Annotated in this window: 21 protein-coding genes; 5 read left to right on the forward strand and 16 right to left on the reverse strand. The window is 26.7% G+C overall.

Features of this window, described 5'->3' with window-relative positions:
• Positions 1 to 183: 183 nt before the first annotated feature.
• The 4 genes from NG918_RS06695 to NG918_RS06710 form a co-directional block, all read right to left on the reverse strand.
• Positions 184 to 621, reverse strand: a complete 438-nt coding sequence (locus NG918_RS06695) for an ACT domain-containing protein (RefSeq protein WP_252213809.1) — start codon at positions 619 to 621, stop codon at positions 184 to 186.
• Positions 618 to 1,517 (reverse strand): homoserine kinase, encoded by a 900-nt coding sequence (gene thrB / locus NG918_RS06700; RefSeq protein WP_252213811.1) that lies wholly within the window; start codon positions 1,515 to 1,517, stop codon positions 618 to 620. Before thrB ends, NG918_RS06695 begins: the two co-directional genes overlap by 4 nt.
• A gap of 3 nt (positions 1,518 to 1,520) precedes the next feature.
• Positions 1,521 to 2,984, reverse strand: a complete 1,464-nt coding sequence (thrC, locus tag NG918_RS06705) for a threonine synthase (RefSeq protein WP_252213813.1) — start codon at positions 2,982 to 2,984, stop codon at positions 1,521 to 1,523.
• 119 nt (positions 2,985 to 3,103) lie between these two features.
• Entirely contained in the window at positions 3,104 to 4,042 is a 939-nt protein-coding gene (locus NG918_RS06710) for a DUF6414 family protein (RefSeq protein ID WP_252213815.1), read from the reverse strand.
• Positions 4,043 to 4,313: 271 nt separating this feature from the next.
• Here NG918_RS06710 and NG918_RS06715 point away from each other — a divergent pair, with 271 nt between their 5' ends.
• Positions 4,314 to 5,297 (forward strand): alpha/beta hydrolase, encoded by a 984-nt coding sequence (locus NG918_RS06715; RefSeq protein ID WP_252213817.1) that lies wholly within the window; start codon positions 4,314 to 4,316, stop codon positions 5,295 to 5,297.
• A 264-nt stretch (positions 5,298 to 5,561) separates the two neighbouring features.
• On the opposite strand, the gene NG918_RS06720 is transcribed toward NG918_RS06715, so the two are convergent.
• The gene (locus tag NG918_RS06720; protein ID WP_252213819.1) at positions 5,562 to 6,119 is read right to left on the reverse strand and encodes a DUF3867 domain-containing protein; all 558 of its coding nucleotides are present in this window, start codon (positions 6,117 to 6,119) and stop codon (positions 5,562 to 5,564) included.
• Positions 6,120 to 6,308: 189 nt separating this feature from the next.
• Here NG918_RS06720 and NG918_RS06725 point away from each other — a divergent pair, with 189 nt between their 5' ends.
• Positions 6,309 to 7,079 carry an alpha/beta hydrolase gene (locus NG918_RS06725; RefSeq protein ID WP_252213821.1) on the forward strand — a complete coding sequence of 257 codons (771 nt, stop codon included), beginning with the start codon at positions 6,309 to 6,311 and terminating at the stop codon, positions 7,077 to 7,079.
• Positions 7,080 to 7,490: 411 nt separating this feature from the next.
• On the opposite strand, the gene NG918_RS06730 is transcribed toward NG918_RS06725, so the two are convergent.
• The 8 genes from NG918_RS06730 to NG918_RS06765 form a co-directional block, all read right to left on the reverse strand.
• A complete protein-coding gene (locus NG918_RS06730) occupies positions 7,491 to 8,288 on the reverse strand; it encodes a sirohydrochlorin cobaltochelatase (RefSeq protein WP_252213823.1) in 798 nt (265 codons plus the stop codon).
• The gene (gene hemL, locus NG918_RS06735; RefSeq protein WP_252213825.1) at positions 8,278 to 9,561 is read right to left on the reverse strand and encodes a glutamate-1-semialdehyde 2,1-aminomutase; all 1,284 of its coding nucleotides are present in this window, start codon (positions 9,559 to 9,561) and stop codon (positions 8,278 to 8,280) included. Before hemL ends, NG918_RS06730 begins: the two co-directional genes overlap by 11 nt.
• Positions 9,562 to 9,755: 194 nt before the next feature.
• Positions 9,756 to 10,721 (reverse strand): porphobilinogen synthase, encoded by a 966-nt coding sequence (gene hemB / locus NG918_RS06740; protein WP_252213827.1) that lies wholly within the window; start codon positions 10,719 to 10,721, stop codon positions 9,756 to 9,758.
• Between the two features lie 2 nt (positions 10,722 to 10,723).
• Positions 10,724 to 12,199 (reverse strand): uroporphyrinogen-III C-methyltransferase, encoded by a 1,476-nt coding sequence (cobA, locus tag NG918_RS06745; RefSeq protein WP_252213829.1) that lies wholly within the window; start codon positions 12,197 to 12,199, stop codon positions 10,724 to 10,726.
• Positions 12,200 to 12,413: 214 nt separating this feature from the next.
• On the reverse strand, positions 12,414 to 13,286 hold the full coding sequence (hemC, locus tag NG918_RS06750) for a hydroxymethylbilane synthase (RefSeq protein WP_252213831.1): 873 nt from the start codon (positions 13,284 to 13,286) through the stop codon (positions 12,414 to 12,416).
• Positions 13,287 to 13,335: 49 nt separating this feature from the next.
• A complete protein-coding gene (locus tag NG918_RS06755) occupies positions 13,336 to 14,010 on the reverse strand; it encodes an NAD(P)-dependent oxidoreductase (protein WP_252225451.1) in 675 nt (224 codons plus the stop codon).
• Positions 13,968 to 15,173, reverse strand: a complete 1,206-nt coding sequence (gene hemA / locus NG918_RS06760) for a glutamyl-tRNA reductase (RefSeq protein WP_252225452.1) — start codon at positions 15,171 to 15,173, stop codon at positions 13,968 to 13,970. The genes NG918_RS06755 and hemA overlap by 43 nt, the downstream gene beginning before the upstream one ends.
• Before the next feature lie 562 nt (positions 15,174 to 15,735).
• Positions 15,736 to 16,602, reverse strand: coding sequence for a ferredoxin-like domain-containing protein (locus tag NG918_RS06765; protein WP_252213837.1), 867 nt, complete (start codon positions 16,600 to 16,602; stop codon positions 15,736 to 15,738).
• Positions 16,603 to 16,843: 241 nt separating this feature from the next.
• On the opposite strand from NG918_RS06765, the gene NG918_RS06770 reads away from it, so the two are divergent.
• Both NG918_RS06770 and NG918_RS06775 read left to right on the forward strand, forming a co-directional pair.
• The gene (locus NG918_RS06770; protein ID WP_252213839.1) at positions 16,844 to 17,485 is read left to right on the forward strand and encodes an undecaprenyl diphosphate synthase family protein; all 642 of its coding nucleotides are present in this window, start codon (positions 16,844 to 16,846) and stop codon (positions 17,483 to 17,485) included.
• A gap of 147 nt (positions 17,486 to 17,632) precedes the next feature.
• Complete coding sequence (locus tag NG918_RS06775) at positions 17,633 to 17,908, forward strand: DUF1294 domain-containing protein (RefSeq protein WP_252213841.1); 276 nt, start codon at positions 17,633 to 17,635, stop codon at positions 17,906 to 17,908.
• A gap of 214 nt (positions 17,909 to 18,122) precedes the next feature.
• On the opposite strand, the gene NG918_RS06780 is transcribed toward NG918_RS06775, so the two are convergent.
• Positions 18,123 to 19,475, reverse strand: a complete 1,353-nt coding sequence (locus NG918_RS06780) for a sodium-dependent transporter (protein ID WP_252225453.1) — start codon at positions 19,473 to 19,475, stop codon at positions 18,123 to 18,125.
• A gap of 357 nt (positions 19,476 to 19,832) precedes the next feature.
• Complete coding sequence (gene metA, locus NG918_RS06785; protein WP_252225454.1) at positions 19,833 to 20,753, reverse strand: homoserine O-acetyltransferase MetA; 921 nt, start codon at positions 20,751 to 20,753, stop codon at positions 19,833 to 19,835.
• A 595-nt stretch (positions 20,754 to 21,348) separates the two neighbouring features.
• Between metA and NG918_RS06790 the strand changes: the two genes are divergently transcribed.
• Entirely contained in the window at positions 21,349 to 22,407 is a 1,059-nt protein-coding gene (locus NG918_RS06790) for a lactonase family protein (protein ID WP_252213847.1), read from the forward strand.
• 303 nt (positions 22,408 to 22,710) lie between these two features.
• Here NG918_RS06790 and yidA read toward each other — a convergent pair whose 3' ends face one another.
• A complete protein-coding gene (yidA, locus tag NG918_RS06795) occupies positions 22,711 to 23,514 on the reverse strand; it encodes a sugar-phosphatase (protein ID WP_252225455.1) in 804 nt (267 codons plus the stop codon).
• Positions 23,515 to 23,677 lie beyond the last annotated feature (163 nt).

Here is a 23,677-nt window from a genome sequence, read left to right on the forward strand (position 1 = left end):
ATATTTTTACACATTAAGAAAAAGACGTAGTAATATATAATGTTCGTATATTACTACGCCTTCTTCTTGTTAATAAATTAGATTTATTTATACTAAATTATTTATATTTAGTAACATTTTAATAAATCTTATTAAAATGTTACCTTATAAGCCCCTTTTAGTTAATCACATAACTTTTTAAATTTATTCCATTGCTACAAATTCTATTTTTTCAACATGTTGTATTCCTGACAAACCATTTAAAAGTGTTTTTATATCTCCTATTAATGTAGACATATCAATTGTAACACTTATATTTGCTATTCCATTTATAGGTATACCTTGATTTATAGTTAGTATGTTACCACCTTGTTCTGAAATATAATTTATTATTCCAGATAAAACCCCTGTTTGATCTTTAACTATTAAATTGAAAGTCACTTTTTTGCCTTGAGAAGTCTCTGCAAAATCAAATATATAATCTTTATATTTATAATATACACTTCTACTTATCCCTGCTATTTTCGTAGCTTCAGTAATTTCCTTGACCTTGCCATCTTTCAATAGCTTTTGAGCAAAAACAACTTTTTCATAAACATCCGGTAAAACTCTTTTGTCTATAACTAAGTAATTTCCTTTCATCGACAATCTCCTTTTATTACAAATGCCCCCTTGTTATCTGCTTGTAATTCTAAAACTCCCCATTTAATACTATGATCTTCTAAATATTGCTTAATATTATTGCTAAAGCCATTAGCCCCATTATCGATTATAGACATAATAGTTGGTCCTGCACCACTCAAATAGCACCCTAATGCTCCAAGCTCATAACATTTATTATAAACGTCATCAAAGTGAGGTATCAACTCTTTTCTATAATTTTGATGAAGTGCATCATTACAAGCACTTCTTATTAAATCATATCTATCAGTAGCAAAGCAAGAAATCATAAGTGCTGCTCTCCCAATATTATAAATTCCATCTTGTCTTGAAATTTGTTTTGGAAGAACTTTTCTTGCTTCTTCAGTAGATAATCTGAAATCAGGTATTATAGTTATAAATTTAACTTTATCTTTAATTTCTATTTTATTATATACAGTCTTATTATTTTCAATTATTGCAACAACTATTCCCCCAAATAGAGCTGGTGCAACATTATCCGGATGACCTTCTATTTCAACAGCCATTTCTAATAGTTCATCCTTTGAAAATTTTCCCCCTAAAATTTCATTAGCTCCAACTAATCCCCCAATTATGCAGCTAGAGCTACTTCCAAGTCCTCTTGATATAGGTATATCTTGCTTTAATATAGATATTTCAAGCCCATTGATTACATAACCTGCCTTATTAAAGCAATACTTCATAGCTTTATATATTATATTATCTTCATTACAAAATTCTTCTGGTATCCCATTAAAATTTAATCCATCATTTATTTCTCTAAAGGCAAATTCATTATATAATTCTACTGCCATTCCTATTGAATCAAATCCTGGTCCCATATTTGCTGACGTAGCTGGCACTCTAACTTTAATCATAATTTATCCTTCAATTCCAAGATAAGAAAGTAATGCTTTTTTCATCTCAGACTTATCCCAAACTTCATCATGAAGAATTTCATATTCCGATAAATTAACCAAACTATATGGTATATTGTTTTTTGTAATTTCAGATAACTTCTTTAATACCTCAAAATCATCAATTTCATCATTTGAAATATTTAGTGCTTTACAAATACTTCTTGGGAATTTAAATGGACTAGCAGTTGATGCTATCAACACTTCTTTAGTATCATTAGTTTCTGCTTGATATTTATTTTTAACAACATAACCAACAGCCGTATGAGTATCCATTAAGTAATTATCTTTTTCATAAACTTCTTTTATTGCATTAGATACTTCTTCTGTTGTAGCATATTCTCCATAAAACTCTTTCATAAATTTTTTCATGTCATCATTTATTTCGTATACGCCATTTTCATTCAATGAATTCATAAGATTATTTATAACTTCTGAATTTCGTCCACTTGCCTCGAATAACAATCTCTCAAGATTAGATGATACTAAAATATCCATTGATGGTGATTCCGTTAATACAAGTTCACGTCTCTTATCATAAATACCGCTTTTAAAGAAATCTGTTAAAACTTTATTTTCATTTGAAGCACAAATAAATTTATCTATAGGAAGTCCCATTTGTTTCGCGTAGTATGATGCTAATATGTTTCCAAAGTTCCCTGTTGGAACTACTACATTAATTTTTTCATCTTGTTTTATAACCCCTTTTTTCACCAAGTTGAAATACCCATAAAAATAATATACTATTTGTGGAACTAATCTCCCTATATTTATAGAATTTGCAGATGATAAAGCAAATCCTTTCTTTAATAAGTTATCTTTAAAATCATTATCTCCAAATATTTGTTTTACAGATTTTTGTGCATCATCAAAATTTCCATTTATGCCGATAACTTTAACATTATTGCCTTGTTGAGTTATCATTTGTCTTTCTTGTATAGCACTTACACCTTTCTTAGGATAATATACCACTACTTTAAATCCATCAACATTTTTAAATCCTTCTAAGGCTGCTTTTCCTGTGTCTCCTGATGTCGCTGCTAATATTACTATATCTTCCTCTTTATTGCAAATCTTTTTTGCTCTTTTCATTATCTGTGGAAGAAATAGTAATGCTGCATCCTTAAATGCACAAGTTGGACCATGATATAATTCTAAAAAGTTATTATGTACCTTAACTTCAAACCTATTATTATATGATTCATTAATTGCGTTCTTTAAATCTTCATCATCAATATCAGTAAAATATTCATTAATAATTTCAAATGCTAATTCTTCATAACTAAATTCCTTTTTATTCTTTAATGATGAATATACACTAGGAAAACTTTCAGGTACATAAAGTCCTCCATCTTTAGAAATTCCATTTATTATTGCCATTGCAGAGGATACCCCATATTCCACTCCTCTAGTACTTATAAATTCCATTCAATCACCCCAATTTCTTTATCTAATTATATATGCCTTTTCTTAATATATATATATTATCATGTCCTTATACAGAAAACAAGTGTTTTTATTTTAAATACAAATAAGCATAACTATTCTCAGATAGAAATGCTTATTGGCATTAATTGTATTCCCTTATTTTCAACTTTGCAACAAGGTCTTTCAGGTACTATTATCCCATTATCTTTTAAACATTCTAAAAGCGAATCACAATAATTTAAAAGATCTTCATAAAACTTTTCTGTACCTGTTTTTCTTAAAAAATTTATACATCCTGATCCACAGCATGTTTTTACTACCTTGCCAATTACTTTACATTCACAATTTATTTTATCAAAGATATTATAATCGTTATTCATAAAATTGTTTTTATTAACAGTTAAAACAGTAGTACAATCCCCTGTGGTCATAATTAAATCCTCAGTATTATTTAAAGTCAGTGTTCCTTTTAAGTTATTTAATAATTTTAAGAGAACTGAAAAATTTATAAATTTATATTTTTCTTTATCTAATAATGGATCTAATTTGTCACACCCTATAGCACTTAATAAAGCAATTAAAGTTTCTACATAAGACACAATTGATTGATTAGTTATTTGTCCTGTGATTTCTACTAATTCTCCTGATTCAACTTCATCGTTTAATATATTAATAGCATTTCTAGAATGCAATATTTCCCCTTTATTAAAAAAATTATTAAGATTTCCATTAAGAACAAATGTTGTATATGTCCTACGTATTTCTTCTTCTAACCTTACGTTTCCTGTACCATTAAAATCTTTCCATACTTGATTATGCTGTTCTGCATTTACCAAATTGCCTTTATTTTCATCTCTATATCCTTCTCTTTCGTTTTTTCCTTCAGTTTCCTGTTGAAAAGAACCACTCCTACTATCAAAATGAACTCCTTCAGAAACTTTTGCATCTCTAATTCTTTTTTGAATTCTTGTATCTATATAACCTGATAAAACTAAAGAAGATAAATTTCTAACTAAGTTTTCATCTAAATATATAAGTATATCAAAAGGATTATTCATATATTCTCTCCTTATAAAAAAATCACTAAGCGACTGTAGAGCGTTTATTTTTTTACGCATCTGCCTTTTTAAATTCATTTGAAAAAATCTAGCAGGCGACTGTATTCTCTATTTTTATTATCTATAAATTATTTATATGATTTCTATTAACATATTATTTCTCCTAAAATCTTAAATAAATCATATATATTTATTAAATTAATACATAGTATAATCATTATATACTTATGATATAATAGTTATTATATTAATTTTAAGTTGTGGTGTTTTTATGCGTATTATAAAAAAAATTTTTAAATTTTCATTAATAATTATATTAATTTTAAGTATTAGCTTAGGAATAATCTTTAGAAAAAAAATTCAATTAACTTATACTATTGTTAAAGATGTAATTTCTTTAAAAGATAATTTTTCGTTAAATAAAGAATTTGAATTCTCACCGACTAATGATGTAGATTATAAAGATATAATCTATAAAGATACTAATAATGTACAATTAAAATTAGATATTTATAAACCTTTGAAAAATATCTATAAGAGTTCTCCTGTAATTCTATATGTACATGGTGGAAGTTGGGTATATGGTGATAAGAGCATTCCTCAATTTATCACTCCAATACTAGATATATTTAGAAATAATGGATTTACTATAATAAGTACAGAATACGAACTTATGCGTTCGCATGAAAATTTCGAAAAACAAATATGTGATATAAAAGATACTTTAAGATGGATTTACAAAAATAGCGAAGACTATAATATGAATCCAAACCAAATTGGAATTATAGGTATGTCATCTGGTGCTCATTTATCATTGATGAGTGCATATACTTCAAATGATGATTTTACTGATGATGTAGATTTAGCTAAGTATCCTTCAAAAGTGAAATATGTCATTGATTTTTTCGGTCCTACAGATCTTAATTTGTTAGATACATCTGATTTGAATTGGGACTTAACAAATATTTTTAATTCTATAAATGATAGAAGCTCTATAGCCTCTGAATTTAACCCTATTAATTATATTAATTCTAACATTCCAGATACTTTGATAATTCATAGTAAGAGTGATTCCCTTGTTCCTTATGAAAGTTCTTTAGACTTATATAATAAATGTGTTGAGGAAAAAGCATCTGCTCAATTAGTACCTTTAGAAGGTACTTCACATGATATGTCAAACATATTTACACAAGATATAATCGATCTAACCAAAGAAGTATTAAAGTTTATAGTAAAAAAATCTCCATTATATTAATTAATATAATGGAGATTTTAATTTTAGGATATGTGTTGATATATGCAATGGGGAAAGTGGCATATATCAACACATGATTATAGCATTGCTCCTTTATCAATAGATATATCTTTTTAAAATTGTTCCTTATGCCCACATACTTTTCTTTCATAGTTAAAACTACTCTATCATAGTGCTTCTTATTTCTTATTTCCATATAAAAAGTCCTCTTCTAAACAATAGGTTTTAATATATTCTTTGTTTAAAAGAGGGTTTTATTCACATTTAATATTCATATGATTTAATGTTTTCAGATAATACAACTTTTAATTTATCATTTTCTATAACTTTTTTATATGAACATATAAATTCATTTAATTCATTATCACTTAAATCTATCTTTTGAAGACTTATTAACCTCATTTGATCTTCTTCTATTAATGCTGTTAGATTATTTTTCTCATTACTTATTGTGTATTCAGATACTGTTTTTACTTTAATTCTGCTCTTATATTTTTCTTGAAATCCCATGGTTTTTCTAATAGACTCATAACCATTTGGCATTTTATTTAAATTTATACCTGCCATTTTTAGTTGTTCTTCAATCATAGAAGAGTCTATTCCATATCTCTCTAAGAATTTCTTCTGTATATTTAATAACTTATCTTGTGAAATGTTATTTTCTCCCATATATGTCATGATATTTTTAGAAAAATCTTGCATTGTTAAATTTCCAGCAGCTAATTCATAATACATAGAATAAATATAACTTTCAAATTTATCTACATCTTTATCCTTAGCTTTATTTTTCAACTCATTAAAATCTATAATTTTGTCATCCATATATACTCCTCCTTATTTATCATTATATACTAATACACTTATTTATATATTAACAAATCTATTTATTAGTGTAAATTTTTAAATTTATAAATTATTTTACAATATACACTATATAAATTCTATGGTAAGTATTATAATATATCTCATAAAAATACTTAAAATATAATTTTTAGGAGGATATAATTACTTATGATTATTTCACAATTTCTAAATTCATTTGATGGGACTAAGCTTTATGTAAGAAAAAGCTTAGTTGATAATGCTAAAGCAGTGCTTATTATAGCTCATGGCTTAACCGAACATTGTAATCGTTATGAACATTTGATTAAAAATTTAAATATGGATGGTTTTAGTACTTATCTTTTTGATCATAGAGGACATGGAAAATCTCATGGTACAAGAGGTCATTGTAATAACTTTGATGAAATAATTCAAGATATAAATTTTATGGTAGATATAGCAAAAAAAGAAAATAAACATCTACCAATATTTTTAATTGGACATGATTTAGGGGGATTAGCTATAGCAGAATTTGCAATAAACTATCCCAATAAAGCTAGTGGACTTATTATGTCTAGCGCTTTAACAAATAATACTAATGATACTTATATTGCAAATGATGTAGAAAAACTAATTTGTAGTGATAAAAATGTAGTAAATAATTATATTAAAGATTCTTTAATATTAAAAGAAGTCTCAGATAGCTTATATACTGAAATTCAAAAAGCTCTTAAATCTTTAAATAAAGATTTACATAAATTTGAATTTCCAGTATTAATTCTTCACGGAAAAGAAGACAAGCTTGTTTCATGTAAAGATTCAGAGAAATTCTATAATGCAATAAAATCATCTGATAAAACAATTAAAATTTATGATGGTTTATATCATGAAATTCTTAACGAACCTGAACGTGATTATGTGATTGATGATATTAGCCAATGGATAAAATCACATTTATAACATATCAATATTCATTAAACATATATCCACATAAAAAAACATTATAATTATTGGCTATGTTTTAAAACAGTGTTGATATATGCAATAGGTGAAGTGGCATTGTAAATGGACTTTTAGAACCCTTAATGAGTATTGTTACATTTACTGCTTGTCCTAATTTTATATTGGGAACAAGCTAAAATGGAACTATACTCATTTTAGTGTTCTTAAGTGAGAGTCGAAATTTTATATTTCGCTCCTCGAACTTACTCAGCGAAGTCGAGTTTCCTTTTTACATTCCGCCCACTTTGCTTATGCATATATCAACACTCTGCTAAAACATAGCCTAATTATTAAACCTAAAAGAACTAAATCTGATAGATTAATTTAATCATTCAGATTTAGTTCTTTTATATTGTTACCATTTAATAATTATAATTTATTTATTAACTCTTTAATATTTTCTATATATAATCTTTTTACACTTAAAAGTTCTGTTAAAGATTTATTAAAACATGTTACTTTTACACCTTTAGCTTCTATCATACACTTCCATGAATCCTTATTTTCTCCAAATATATCTTTAGTAATATGCTTACCAGATACTGATAAAAATGGTACTATAGTTATTTCTTTTATTTGTCTTATTATAATTTTATCTAAAATTTCATTTATAGAAATTTTTCCTTCTAAAGTTCCTATAAGTACATTTTCATAATTCATATTTAATAATTCTTTTTGAAACATGCTATATACAATATCAGATTTATTTGTTGTACCATGACCTATTAATAATAAATTTTTATCTTTAGGTAATTCATTTTTTATACCGTCTACTATATTACTAAATACCATTCCTTTAGATTTATTATCTAATTGTAAAATAGGATTTCCTAATATAATTTTATTAAACTCATGACTATATTTAGAAACAAATTCTTTTATTTTCTCATACTCATTTCCATGAAGTACATTTAAAGGCATTATTATAATATCCGTACAATCCTTTAATTTTGCACCTCTTAAAGCTTCCTCAAAATGTAATATATAAATACCAAAATCATTTGATAATTTTCTTAGTATTATTTTAGATGTAAAACACTTAAAAACTAAATATTCACTTCCATAAACTTCTCTTATCTCATTTTCTATTGGATCTATACATTTTTTTATAGCTTCGGTATTTGATGTACCAAAACTAACTAATATAATAGCTTTATTATTTTTCATTTACAGAAAACCTCTTAAATGCATCTAAGAACTCATCAATATGTTCTTCTGTATGCTTTACACTTAAAAACATAGCTTCAAATTGTGATGGTGCAATATTAAAGCCTTCATTTAACATGTGTTTAAAATATCTTTTAAATCTTTCGTTATTACAAGTTTTCACATCTTCATATGTATTTACTTTTTCTAATTCTGTAAAGAATAATGTTAACATTCCACCAACCCTATTTATTGTTAATGGTACATCATTTTCTTTTGCTATTTCTATAAGACCTTCTTGAAGTTTTTTACCCATTTTTTCAACATGATCATATAATTCCATATTATTTTTCAGCTTAGTTAATGTAGCAAGTCCTGCTGCCATTACAATAGGATTTCCTGACATTGTTCCTGCTTGGTAAACTCCTCCACATGGAGATAACTTTTCCATTATTTCTTTCTTACCAGCATATGCTCCACATGGAAGACCGCCACCCATTATTTTGGCATATGTAATTAAATCAGGCTTAACATCAAATAATGTTTGTGCTCCCTTAAATGCCACTCTGAATCCTGTCATTACTTCATCAAATATAAGCAATGCACCATATTCATCACATAAAGATCTTAATTCCTTAATAAAATCTTCGTTGGCCTTTATAACACCCATATTTCCTGCAACTGGCTCTATGATAACAGCAGCAATTTCATTTCCTTGCTTTTTAAAAAGTTCTTTTATTTGAGTTTTATCATTATATAGTCCTATTAATGTGTTTTCTACACTTTCCTTTGGTACTCCAAGAGATCCTGGAATTCCTTCTGTAAGTACTCCTGAACCTGCTTCTATTAAAAATCCATCAAAATGTCCATGATAACATCCTGCAAATTTAACTATCTTACTCTTTCCAGTATATCCTCTTGCAAGCTTTACAGCACTCATAGTAGCTTCTGTACCTGAATTAACCATTCTTATCATGTCTACATTATCTAAATTTTCACACATAAATTTACTTAGTTCTAATTCTAACTTAGTTGGTGCTCCAAAAGCTAAAGCATTTTCACATGTTTCTTTAATAGCACTTACTACATCTTCATCACAATGTCCTAAAAGTAGTGGCCCCCATGCTAAAACAAAATCTATATATTCTTTTCCGTCTTCATCTTTAATAATTACGTCTTTTCCTGACTTTATAACTGGAGGATTCATTCCCATCTCTTTAAAACATCTAACAGGACTATTTACTCCACCTGGCATATATTTCTTTGATTCTTCGAATATCTCTAAACTATTCATTATATTCACTCCCTGTACATATCATTAAAATACTTGTAATAAAACTTAATTTTACTCAATATATTCAATAAAAAGTGGATAATTGAGAGTTTCAGTTAAAACTCCTAAAGACTTTCTAAAAAATATATTTTAAAATTCTACTAGGAATTTTCTCCTTAACTCTACACTTTCCACTATCAATTCTCAACTAAAATTTATCTATTTAAAATTTGTGCCGCTTCTAATGCATGATAAGTTATTATTATATCTGCTCCAGCTCTCTTTATTGAAGTTAAAATTTCCATTATTATTCTTTCTTCATCTATAAGTCCTTGTTTGCCTGCTGCTTTAACCATTGCATATTCACCACTTACATTATAAGCTGCAAGAGGCATCTTAAAGTTTTCTTTGCATTCTCTAATTACGTCTAAATAAGGTAATGCTGGCTTAACCATTATAATGTCGCAGCCTTCTTCTATGTCTTTTTCTGTTTCTCTTAATGCTTCTAATCTATTGGCTGGATCCATTTGATAAGTTTTTCTATCCCCAAATTCTGGTGCTGATCCTGCTGCCTCCCTAAATGGTCCATAAAATGCTGAACAATATTTTGCAGAATAACTCATTATACTTACGTTTTTAAATCCATTGTCATCTAATGCTTTTCTCATAAATCCAATTCTACCGTCCATCATATCTGAAGGTGCTACCATATCAGCTCCTGCCTTTGAATGAGATACTGCAATTTTTCCTAAGTATTCAAGTGTCTCATCATTATCTACATCGGATTCATGAATTATTCCACAATGTCCATGAGATGTGTATTCACACATGCAAACATCTGTTATAACAAGTAGTTCTTTATTTAACTCCTTAATCTTTCTTACAGCTTGTTGAACAATTCCGTTATCATTATATGCTTCACTTCCACAAGCATCTTTATGCTCTGGAATACCAAATAAAAGCACTCCTGCAATGTTAGCTTTTTCAACTTCTGCAATTACTTCATGTAATCTATCTATTGAATAATGATAATTATCTGGTAAAGAAGAAATTTCTTTCTTTATATTTTCTCCTTCTACAACAAATATAGGATATATAAAATCCTTAGTATGTAGTGTAGTTTCTCTTATCATATCTCTAATAGCTGATGTTGCTCTTAATCTTCTACCTCTTTTTATCATAATTACGCCTCCATATCTTTTACAAATGACTCAATTTCTTTTAAAAATCCATCTTGTGAATGCTCCTTACAAATATAAGCCTTTATTCCTAACTCTTCAAGTGGTTTATTAGTTCTAGTGCCTATTGCTATAACTTGTTTTTCTTTAATAGCATCTAAGCCAACCATATCTATCATGTTATATACAGTTGATGGGCTTGTAAAAAATACTATATCAACTTCATCAAATGCTCTTTTATTTCTTACTCTTCCTTTTACTGTATCATAAATAAATACTCTATCTACATTAGCACCTACATTAGATAATTCATCTGCTATATCTGACTTTGCTAATGATGAACATGGAATAAGTACTTTTTCATTTTCTTTAACATGTGGTTTTAACACTTTTATTAATCCAGCACCTATAAATTCTCTAGCTTTCACAAAACATATTATACCTCTTCTTTCAAGAGCTTGCCATGTTGCTTTACCTATAGCTGATACTTTAGCTTGTAATTTTCTTATATCATATTTCTTTTCTATTAAATAGTCAAAGAATATATCAACTGAATTCACAGAAGTAAATACTATATGATCATAATTTTCTAAATCATCCATATAGATATCTAAATTACTAGCTGTACTTTCTATTTCTATAGCACTTAAAGCCGTAACTTCAGCACCCATATCTCTTAACTTTTGCTTTAAAGTAGCTGCTTGTTTTTGAGATCTAGTTACACAAATATTTTTGCCAAACAAAGGTTTATGTTCATACCAAGCTAAGTCTTCATTTAAATTAACCACTTCACCAATAACAATTATACATGGTGATTGTAATTTAGCTTCCTCTACTTTTTCACATATATTCTCTAGAGTTCCAACTACCTTCTTTTGCTTACTTGAAGTTCCTCTCATAACAACTCCACAAGGTGTAGAAATATCTTTTCCATTTAATACAAGTTCATGTACTATGTTTTCTAAATTGCTTAATCCCATCATAAATACTAAAGTTCCTTCTTCCATAGCTAATGCTTTGAAATTAGACTTAATATGTTTTGCTGACATTCCAGTTACAACATGAAAACTTTGAGCTATTCCTCTATGAGTTATTGGGATTCCTGCATAATTTAATACTGCTATTGGAGACGTTACTCCTGGTATTACTTCAAACGGAATATTTTCTTCCTTAAGAGCTAATACTTCTTCTCCTCCTCTTCCAAAAACATAGGGGTCTCCACCTTTAACTCTTCCAACTATATGACCTTTTTTTGCTAATTTTACTAGCATTTCATTTATTTCTTCTTGTGTTTTATAATGTGCTCCTGGTTCTTTTCCACAATAATAAATTTCACAAGAATCGCTTAAATAATTTAAAATATTATTTGAAACTAATCTATCATATAAAACTGCTGTACATTCTTTTAATTTGTTCACAGCCTTTATAGTTAATAACTCTTCATCTCCTGGTCCTGTACCTATAATATATACTTTATTCATAATCTATTTTTAATAAGATGTTATGCCTACTACATAAACCTCTTATTAATTCTAAGCCACCTTTCAGTAAATTTTCAATATGCACCTTAAATGAATATCAATGTTTTAGTATAAAAGCTATCTATAGTTAGAGTTTGTTTTTTATAATTTTTGAAATCAAACTTCCTCTATGATTATCATTATATTAAAACATCAATATCATACTTAAATAACATCATTCTAATATTTTTTGTGCTAATTTCTTTCCTAATTCAATATTATTAGTTTTGCATCCTAAAATATCTTTTTTAACTATTTTTCCACCTATATCATATATTCCAATCATGTATAAATCATCACCTTGAATTTCTGAATAAGCTCCAATAAGGCTATGACAATCACCTTGTAATTCTTTCATAAAACTTCTTTCAGCTTCCACAGTTAAAGTTGCTTCTGCATCTATTAAAGCTTCAAAATATTTATTAGCATCCCCATCTTTTAAGCACTCAATTCCAAGTGCCCCTTGAGAAACTGCTGGCAAAAATTCCTTTGGGTCAAAATAATCTGTTATTAAATTTTCATCACCAAGTCTTTTAAGACCTGCTGCTGCTAGCACGATTCCATCTAAGTTTTGTTCTTCCATTTTCTTTAATCTAGTTTGAACATTACCTCTTATAGGTACTATCTCTAAATCATTTCTTAGCAGTTTTAGTTGTGCTGCTCTTCTTATACTACTTGTTCCAACTTTAGCACCTTGTTTAAGATCTTTAAATGAGATATCTCCATTTGAAATAAATGCATCTCTAATATCTTCTCTTCCTGTTATAGCTGTAATCTCAAATTCACTACTAACTTCAAAAGGAACATCTTTCATGCTATGAACTGCAGCATGAGCTTCCTTATTTAAAAGAGCAAGTTCGATATCCTTGACAAAAAGTCCTTTACCACCTATTTTATTTAATGATACATCTAGCTTTCTATCTCCCTCAGTTACTATAAGTAATTTTCTACCATTTATATTAAATTTTGATTTTAATTTATCCATAATTATTTCAGTTTGAACTTGAGCCAACTTACTTTTTCTAGTTGCTATTATTAATTCATTCATTATTCTTACTTCTCCTTTATCTATCGAAATTTTTAACTTAAAATATAATCTATATTAATTTATTTAATATTTCTTCTTCAAAGTAAAGTTTTAATACTAATTCCTCTTTATGATTGTCATAAAAAAACTTAAAATCATCGCAAGAAATAAAATCTATTATCTCTTTTTTATATTTTGAAAGATTTATAGCTTTATTTCTAATCTTAGTTGTTAAAGCTATAAAATCATCATAACTTTCTAATAGATCTTGTACTTTATTTGCAAGCATTACTGAACCTTTAGGATTTCCACCATTTGTATTTAATGCAAAAGTTATATTTTTAAGATTTCTTTGAACAGGTATAACACCCATGCCATTCTTAAAACTTGAAGAGTCTATATATATTTTATAATTCTTATCACAATATTTTTTTATATTATCGTTAATTTCTCCATCATCTATTGTTATCAGAACTAAATGTTTATTTTCTAAAAACTCATAATTAAACTGATTTTTTATTAAAATCAGTCTTTCTTTAAATTCTTCACATAAACTTATTACTTCTTCACAAAAATCTTTTGAAATGACTTCAACATAGCAGCCTATTTTTAAAAAATGTTTAATCTTTATAAATCCAGCTCTTCCTCCACCAATCACACCAATATTTATTTTATAAGAAAATAGTGAAACAAAGGAATAATCTATTTTTTCTCCATAAATATGCTCTTTATTATTCTTAAGCATTCCTCTTCACTTCCCTTTAAAGTTTCTTCTTTCATTACCTCTATAGCTCTATTTATGTAATAGTCAGATGTACTCTTTATCATTTTATTCGCTAAGTCAATATCATTTTTGTCTTTACATTTATTTTTAAATGTAGTCATTCTCTTATCATATATTTCTTTAGAAGTTACTTTTAACTCTTCTATTAATGGAGTGATACTTCTTAGTCTTTTCCATTCATAATACTCATTTAAGTATTTCTCTAAAATAAATTTATTTGAATCCATCTTATCAAAACGCATTTTTTTATTACCATCATTTATGTGACTTATATTATCTATGTTATAAACCTCAGCTCTATCTATATAATTAATCTCATCATCAACATCTCTTGGAACTGCTAAATCATAAATTAGTATTTTGTTTCCTACTTCATTTATATCCTGCTCTTTTATAACTATATGAGGTGCTGATGTACATGAAATTACGCAGTCCATATCATTTATGTATTTATTTTTTTCTTCAAAATCTATTACTTTTACTCTATCATCAGTAATTCCAGTCTTTATTTTCTTATTTCTAACTGCTAAATAGACTTCATTTATATTATGTGCAAGTAAATATTTCATAGTTAAACGTCCTACATCACCATATCCTAATACCATGAATTTTTTACATTCTTTATTAATAGATTCATTTACAACTATTGATGCTGATGATACTGGAATTTCAAATAATCTCGATTGACTTTTAAACTTTTTCCCACATGTTATAGCATATTGAAATAATCGTTGTAGTTCTAAATTAAGAGCTTTTATATTTAAAGACTTAAAATAAGAACTTTTTACTTGACCTAGAATTTGATCTTCCCCTAATATTTTTGAGTGAAAACCACAAGTCACTTCAAATAAATGCTTACATGCTCTTTTATCTTCTGATATAAAAACATGTTCTTTATAACTATAGTCCCAATTCAAAACTTCAAAAATCTTTTTTAATAGTTCTTCATTAATATAAGAAACATTAAAATAAATTTCTGTTCTATTACAAGTTGCAAGTATGATAACTTCATCCAAATATTGTAACAAACTATTTAGATACTCATCATATTTGTTTGCTTTTATAGTTAATTTTTCCCTAATTTCTATTGGTGTATTCTTTTTTATTCCTAATACTGCTATCATTATTTTTCCACCTTGTATAATTATTTAAATATTTATATGTTCTAATTTAATATACTTATTTTATATTAAAACATATAATAAAAAAAGCAAAATTCTAATTTATAATAATTATTTTTTAATATAAATTACATTTTATTACTTTATTTGTATTAAATGTTGTTATAATAGTCTTTCTTAGAACAAAATCGCTAAGGCGACTTTGGAGCCGTCGATTTTTTTAGCCATGCGCCCTTTCCAAACGCAGTGCAGGAATAATGGTGCGGCATATGATTATTTTTTATTCTTTAGGGGTACTCATAATACCTTTAAAACACATTATTTTAAAAGTTATCCACAAATTTTTTAATAATATAAATTCCTAAAGAATAAAATATTATTACGATAAATACCATTTAGCCTTTTTTATATGTATCTTTTCAATTATTATAATTAATTACTTCTAAAGTAACATCATAATTTTCCATATATTAAAAAGTTCAAGTTGTCTAATTAATTACCACTTGAACTTTTAATTCCTTTATAAATATTATTTCAGCTCCATTTTAAGTGAATATTGATATTTTTAAATAGATGATCTATTTAAAACATTATTTATAAATTCTTCTTTTCCTATTCTATCCATAACTTTAGAAATTCTTTCACCAGGTTGTCCTACTTCTCTATAGTAGTCAACAATTTTATCAACCATTGGAATTATTTCTTCTTCTTTAAATATCTTTCCTAAAGAGTCTCCAATTCTCATTCCTCTACCGAATCGTCCACCAACAAAGATTTCTCCACCTTTTTCTTTTGCAACAGCTGCGCCTAATTTGCATTCTCTTACGCATCCACCACAATTAACACATAAATCTTTATTATGTATTATCTTTTTATCAACTACTTCTAAAGCTTTTTGTCTACAAGCCTTAACACATAGTCCACATCCAATACACTTTTCTAAAACAAACTCAGGTACTGTTCTTCCCATAATACCAATATCATTTATATTAGCCTTTGCACAATTGTTAGCACAACCAACTACTGCTAATTTACATTTATGAGGGGTATCTGTTCCAAAATACTTATCTTCTAATTGTCTACATATTTCTTGTGTATTAATATTTCCATGAAGACATACAGTACCTTTACAAGATACTAATGGTCTAAATTTTTGCCCTGTACCACCATGTCTTAAACCTAACTTCTTTGCTTCTTCAATAACTTTTTCTACATCTTCATCTTTTATCCAAGGCACTTCAATTTGAAGTCTTGTTGTCATTCCGCAATAATCTCTACCATACTTTTTAGAAATAACATTTATATTGTTTAATTCCTCTACTGTAAAATTACCTGCTCTACCTAAAAATCTTACTGCAAAATGTTCTTTGTCATTTTGTAATAAAAAACCTAACGCTTTTAATTCCTTTTGTCTTTTTGCATTAACTGCCATATATATGTCCTCCCTAGAAATAAATATATTTATTTACGTTAATTTTATATAAATAAAATTTTTAATAAACTCTTCTATACTATCTTAATAAATAAATTAATTATACTCTAATACTTTTTAATATATATTTATCATAACTAAATACCTATATGTGTATTTTTAACTATATTGGATATACTTATATTTATAGATTAATATTTTTAAATCACATTAAAATTTTATTACATTAGGAGATAAAAAAATGAGAATTCCAAAACATATAGGCGTCATTCCAGATGGAAATAGACGTTGGGCTTTAGCTAACGGATTAACAAAAGATAAGGGGTATTCCTTCGGTATAAATCCTGGCCTTGAAGTTTTTAAATTGTGTCAAAAAGAAGGTATATCTGAAGTAACTTTTTATGGATTTACAGTAGATAATACAAAAAGACCTAGTGAGCAAAAAATAGCCTTCACTGACGCTTGCATTGAATCTGTTAAATTACTCACAAAAGAGAATTGTGAAATATTAGTTTTAGGAAATACAGATTCAAAATTATTTCCTAAAGAACTATTACCATTTTCAAAAAGAACTACTTTTGGAACTGGTGGAATTAAAGTTAATTTTTTGATGAACTATGGTTGGGAATGGGATTTAAATATCTTAAAAGAAAATGATTCATCTCATAAGGGGATTATACCTTATATACACTCTAAAGATATTTCCAGAATAGACCTGATTATAAGATGGGGTGGAAGAAGAAGACTTAGTGGTTTTTTGCCGGCTCAATGTGTTTATTCAGATTTTTATGTAATAGACTCATATTGGCCTGCATTTAAAGAGCATGAATTTTATGATGCATTAAATTGGTATAACCATCAAGATGTAACTCTTGGAGGCTAAATCAATTATTAAAACTTATAATATTCATATAAAAACTGATATTTATATAAAAAGCTATTTTATTTAATTGTGAAATAGCTTTTTTTTGAGTTCATACTTATGCTAAGATAAATAATATACTATATTATTTACACTGAGGTGAAAATTATGATTAAAATCTTTATTATATATTTACTATTTATAAATTTCATTGGTTTTTCTATTATGTTTATTGATAAAAATCGTGCAATACACAAAGAATGGCGAATTCCTGAAAAAACTCTAATTGTAATCTCCTTAATTGGTGGTTCTATTGGTATGCTTCATGGAATGTTTACTTTCAGACATAAAACTAAACATTTAAAATTTACACTAGGGGTCCCTACTATTCTAATATTTCAAATTGTATTTATTATATATTTATGTAATTACATTAAAATTTAATTAATTTCTTCTATAAATAAGAATAATTAAGTAGAACCAAATGAATGCTCCACGCTTTTTAGTTCAGAGTGAAGATATGAAAATTGAGAGTTAAAGAATAAAAAAATAAGGCTTTGCAATTATATCAAAGCCTTATTTTTGTTAATATTAAATATTTAACCAGTCGAGCTTAGTTGTGCATATTATAAAACACTACTAAAGCATTGACTTTAATTTAAATAAATGATTTTAAAAATACTACTATAATAAGTATTGGTGCTATGTATTTAATAATAAAAATTAAAGCTTTTACTATTGCTTCATTCTTTAATATTCCATTATTACTTAATTGATCTATTAAATACTTTTTATTTATAAAGTATCCAGCTAATAAAATTATCAACAATCCATTTATAGGTAAAAATATCTTAGATACAAGCACATCACATAAATCAAAAAATGATAATCCCAATATTAGTTTATCACCTAAAACACCTTCTGCATTACCTGATAGTGCTGCTAAGGATCCAATTCCTAATAATATTATTATATTTAATATTATTGCTCTCTTTCTTTCTATTTTTAATTCTTCTGTAAAAAATGCAATTAAAACTTCTAATAATGATAACATCGCCATTGTAGCTGCCATTGCAGTAAGAGCAAAGAACATAATTACCAAAATCCAACCGCCTGGCATTTTAGCAAATATTAATGGAACTGTATTAAATAATAATCCTGGACCACTACTTGGTTCTAATCCAAATGAAAAAACTGCTGGAAATATAGCAAGGCCTGCTATTAATGATACTAAAGTATCTGATATTGCTACCTTTCCTGCTGTACCAATCAAGTTATTATCATCAGTATAATAACTACTATATGTAATCATTGCTCCACTTCCAACTGATAGCTTAAAAAATGCTAATCCTAATGCTGAAAGTACAACTCCAATATGTACTTTTGAAAAATCAGGTTTAATTAAAAAATTCACACCTTCTATAGCATTTGATAATGTTAAACTTCTAAAAGCACATACTAAAAGAAGTAAAATTAAAACAGGCATTAAGGTTTTTGTTAACTTTTCAATGCCACCCTTAACCCCTAAAACTAATATTATTCCACCAACTGATAATGCAATTAACTGCCAAATAATTGGAGCTATAGGACCTACACTTGTATTATAAAATATATTACTTGCAGATTCTAATGTTACTCCCTTTAATGCCCCTGTTACCGCTTTAAATACATATGAATAAACCCATCCAACAACTACTGTATAGAAAAACAACATAAAATATGTTGCTAGTATTGCAAAAATACCTATAACTTTAAAGCCCTTTTTATCTGTAATCTTTGAAATTGCTCCATATACGTTTCTTCTAGTACCTCTACCTATTACAAATTCACTAATAAGTACAGGTAATCCTACTAAAGCAACACATATTAAATATATAATAATAAATGCTGCTCCACCATTTTCTCCTGTAATATAAGGAAACATCCATATATTACCTAAACCTACAGCGGAACTTAATGTTGCTAAAAAAACTGTTAAACTTGATGAAAACTTCTCTCTCTTCTGTTCCACACTAATCCTCCGTTTACTTTTTATAAATTAGACATTATAAATTAGACATTTGAAAATACTTATCAATGTGTCCTTTTAAAATCATTTATATTCTAACATTAAAAATTATCATTTGTAACATTTTTAGATAAAATACATTATTTTTTTTAATTTTATAAAGAATTGCCGAAAAAAACAAGCTTTTTTATTAATTTAATTAATTTTTTTAAACATCCTTAAATAATACTATTATTATAGTAACGATTTATTCGTTGAAAGTTGATAAGTGATAGTTAAAAATTATGTTTAAAAGTATAATATAGAATTTTTTATTTTTGGGTACATTGAAATAAGCTGTGTTTAAAAACACAGCTCTTATTACTTAGAGATATCATTGATGTTATACGGAGTATTTTGATATACACAATAATTTAACCAATTACCAAATATTATATTAGAACTACCTCTCCATGTAAATTTAGGAGTACTATTTATATCGTTATCTACAAAATAATTTTGTGGTATATCTGTATTATCTCCCTTTTCCCTATCTCTCATATATTCTTCTTTTAATGTATTTCTATCATACTCAGGATGACCCATAAAGAATATTTTTCTTCTATCTTTAGTAGCTACAATAAAGATACCCGCCTCTTTGGATTCCGATAAAATTTCCAATTCTGAAATTTTACTTATATCTTCTTTTTTTACTTCTGTATGTCTAGAATGTGGTGCATAAAATATATCATCAAGTCCTCTTGTTAAATCGGCATTTTCATCATTTACCCAATGAGAAAATACTCCAAAAATTTTCTTTTCTAATTTATATTTTGGTATATTATAGTGATAATATAATCCTGCTTGAGCTCCCCAACATATGTGCAATGTTGAAAAAACATTGGATTTACTCCATTCCATTATTTGAGTTAATTCATTCCAATAAGTAATATCCTCAAATGGCATTTGCTCAACAGGTGCCCCAGTTATTATTAAGCCATCAAACTTTTCATCTCTTATATCATCAAAATAAGTATAAAACTTTTCCAAATGTTCTATTGGAGTATTTTGTGAAACATAACTTTTAGTTTGAATAAGCTTAACCTCAACTTGTAATGGTGTATTAGATAAGTGCCTCAATAATTGATTTTCTGCTAAAATTTTTTTTGGCATTAAATTAAGAATTGCAATTTTTAATGGTCTTATATCTTGAGTCTTAGCTCTATTATCATTCATGACAAAAATATTCTCGTTAGATAATACTTTAAATGCTGGTAATTCTGTTGGAATTTTTATAGGCACTAATAAAGCCCCCCTTCTTATTTGTGCTTTTATAAATTCTTTTAAAATTTTTGTTATTTACAAATTATTATACCAAAAAATTAATATTTATCAATAATTATAAAAATTTAATATTTAATTCTTAATATTAAAATAAATTACAATTTTAATAATTTATATTTATTTAAGGCTATGTTTTAAGTGAATGTTGATATTTTAGTATAAGGGCGAACTGGCATTGGAATTCGCTTTTTAGAACTCTTAATGAAGATTTGTACAATTAATTGCTTGTCAGCAATCTTTGATTGGGAGCATGCATTAATTGGACTAAGCTTTATTTTAGTGTTCTTAAAGTAAATTCCTCTGTCCATGAGCTTTATACTACAATATCAACACTGTTTTAAAACATAGCCTTATTTAAAAGTATTAAATTTATAATAATATTTTATTCAGTTTATTTTCATACACATACTTTTATTAATACTTAGATATTTATTTGTAATTATTTTACTAATATATTAATATTCCCAATATTTTTCATCTATTTTTTGGATATTTAATATATTTTATTTATGATATACTTATAATTATATAAACTAAAAGGGGGCACTACTTTATGATAGTAAATAAAGATATAATAATTGGCTTTATAGGAACTCATACAAATAATGATAGTAAAGGAATTTATAAGTTTAGTTTTAATTCATCATCTGGAAAAATAGATAGAATTAATTTAGCTTATGAAATTGATGATCCTAACTATTTAGCAATTGATAAAGAAAGAAATATTTTATATTCTACTTGTAGCATAGAAAAACAATCTGGGGTTTCTTCATTCAAATTTTTTGGAGAAAAAGACTATGTGGATTTAATTAATTATAATGTTGAAGATGGTAAAGAACCTTGTCATGTAAGCATAAGAAAAAATAAGCAACTTTTAATTTCTTCAAATTATAATGAAAATGAGATTAAGGTTTTTAATACTTTAGATGGAATAATTTTAACATCTCACGTAACTGTTAATAATGAAGATTGTGAAAAAGATTTAAACGATGAAAATTCTCATATAAATTGTTCTATCTTCTCACATGATGAAAAATATATTTTATCAGTTGATTCTGGAAAAGATGTTTTAATGTTATATACTTTTAATAATGATAAGTTGGTTGCGAAAAAACATTTAAGTTACTCTTTTCCAAAAAATTCAGCACCTAAACATATAACTTATTCAAAATCAAAACCATTTTATTATGTTTTAGCAGAAAAAAGCTGTGAAATTTTCACTTTAAAATACAACTCAAAAAAAGAAAATCCATTTGAAAAAGTTGAAGTAACTAGCATTTTTCCAAAAGATTATAAAGGAGAAAAATTAGCATCAGCTATACACATACACAAAAACAATAAATTTTTATATACTTCAGATATAAGAAATAACACTATAACTTTATTTTATATAAATGATGATAATGGAAAATTAGAATATGTTGATGTATTTGATTGTAAAGGCGAATGTCCTCGTGACTTCCAAATAGATCCTACTGGAAAGTATTTAATCTGTGGAAATGAACTATCTAACACATTATCTATCTTCTCAATTCAACAATCAAATGGAGCATTAAAATTTATAGGAACGGAAGACGTTCCATCACCAACATGTGTAAAATTCATTGAATAACAAAAAAATCCAACTAATTTTTAGTTGGATTTTTTATTCTTTAGGAAATTATATTATTAAATATGTGTTGATATATGAAATAGGTAAAGTGGCATTGTAATTGGACTTTGGGAATAGTTAATGAGTATTGTCACATTTATTGCTTGTCTCAATTTCATATTGAGAGCAAGCTAAAATGGGACTATACTCATTTTTAGTATTCCTAAGTTCAATTACTTAGCCCACTTTACTTATGCATATATCAACACGCATATAAAGCAAATTCCTTAGTCCATGAAGCTTTATACTATAATATCAGCATGACTATAAAACAAATTTTTCTATTGCGTAAGCTACTCCATCTTCATCATTACTTTTAGTTATAAATTGTGCATTTTCTTTAACTTCATCAAATCCATTTTCCATAGCAACTCCAAGACCTGCATATTTAACCATTGATAAGTCATTTCCTGCATCCCCCATTGCTATTACCTCTTCTTGTTTTATTCCTAAAGTTTCTGCAAGTCTTTTTAAACCTTCACCTTTATCAACTTCATTGTTCATAAATTCTAAGAAGAAAGGTGTGCTTCTTAACACATTATATTTTTCATAAACTTCTTTAGGTAATTTTTTAATTGCTTCTTCTAATACTTCTTCTGGATCTATAATCATTATTTTTATTATATTTTCAGTGTCATCTATGTTATCAAAATCTACAATACTTATACCAATTCCGTTTATTTCTGCTTCAACTTCTGTATATTGGCTAATTTTAGGTGTTATCAATCCTAATTTTTCAGAAAATGCATGTATATTCACATTTAATTCTTTAGCTATGTTATTAATATATTTTAAATCTTTCCCTTTTAAAACAGTTCTTGATATTATTTCACCAGTTTTTGCATTTTGAGCTACTCCGCCATTAAAACTAAGAACATAATCATCCTCTTTTAATAATTCAAGTTCTTCTAAATATTGTCTTAATCCTTCACTAGGTCTTCCTGAAGCTAAAACTACTTTAACACCTTTTTTTTCAGCTGCTTTTATAGCTTGTTTATTTCTTTCAGAAACCTTTTTATCACTTGTAAGTAATGTTCCATCCATGTCTAATGCTATTAATTTGTACATATTCTTCCTCCAATTTGTTTAAAAATAATACTCTTTTTAATATAAATTATTAACATGTTTTATTTTATCATACTTGATTTATCATTAATAACATAAATGTTTTTAATTTTATTTTAAATAAAGGCTCTGTTTTAAATGTGTGTTGATATATGCAATAGGTAAA

The organism is Clostridium sp. ZBS2 (assembly GCF_023845855.1).
Lineage (GTDB): Bacteria > Bacillota > Clostridia > Clostridiales > Clostridiaceae > Clostridium > Clostridium aquiflavi.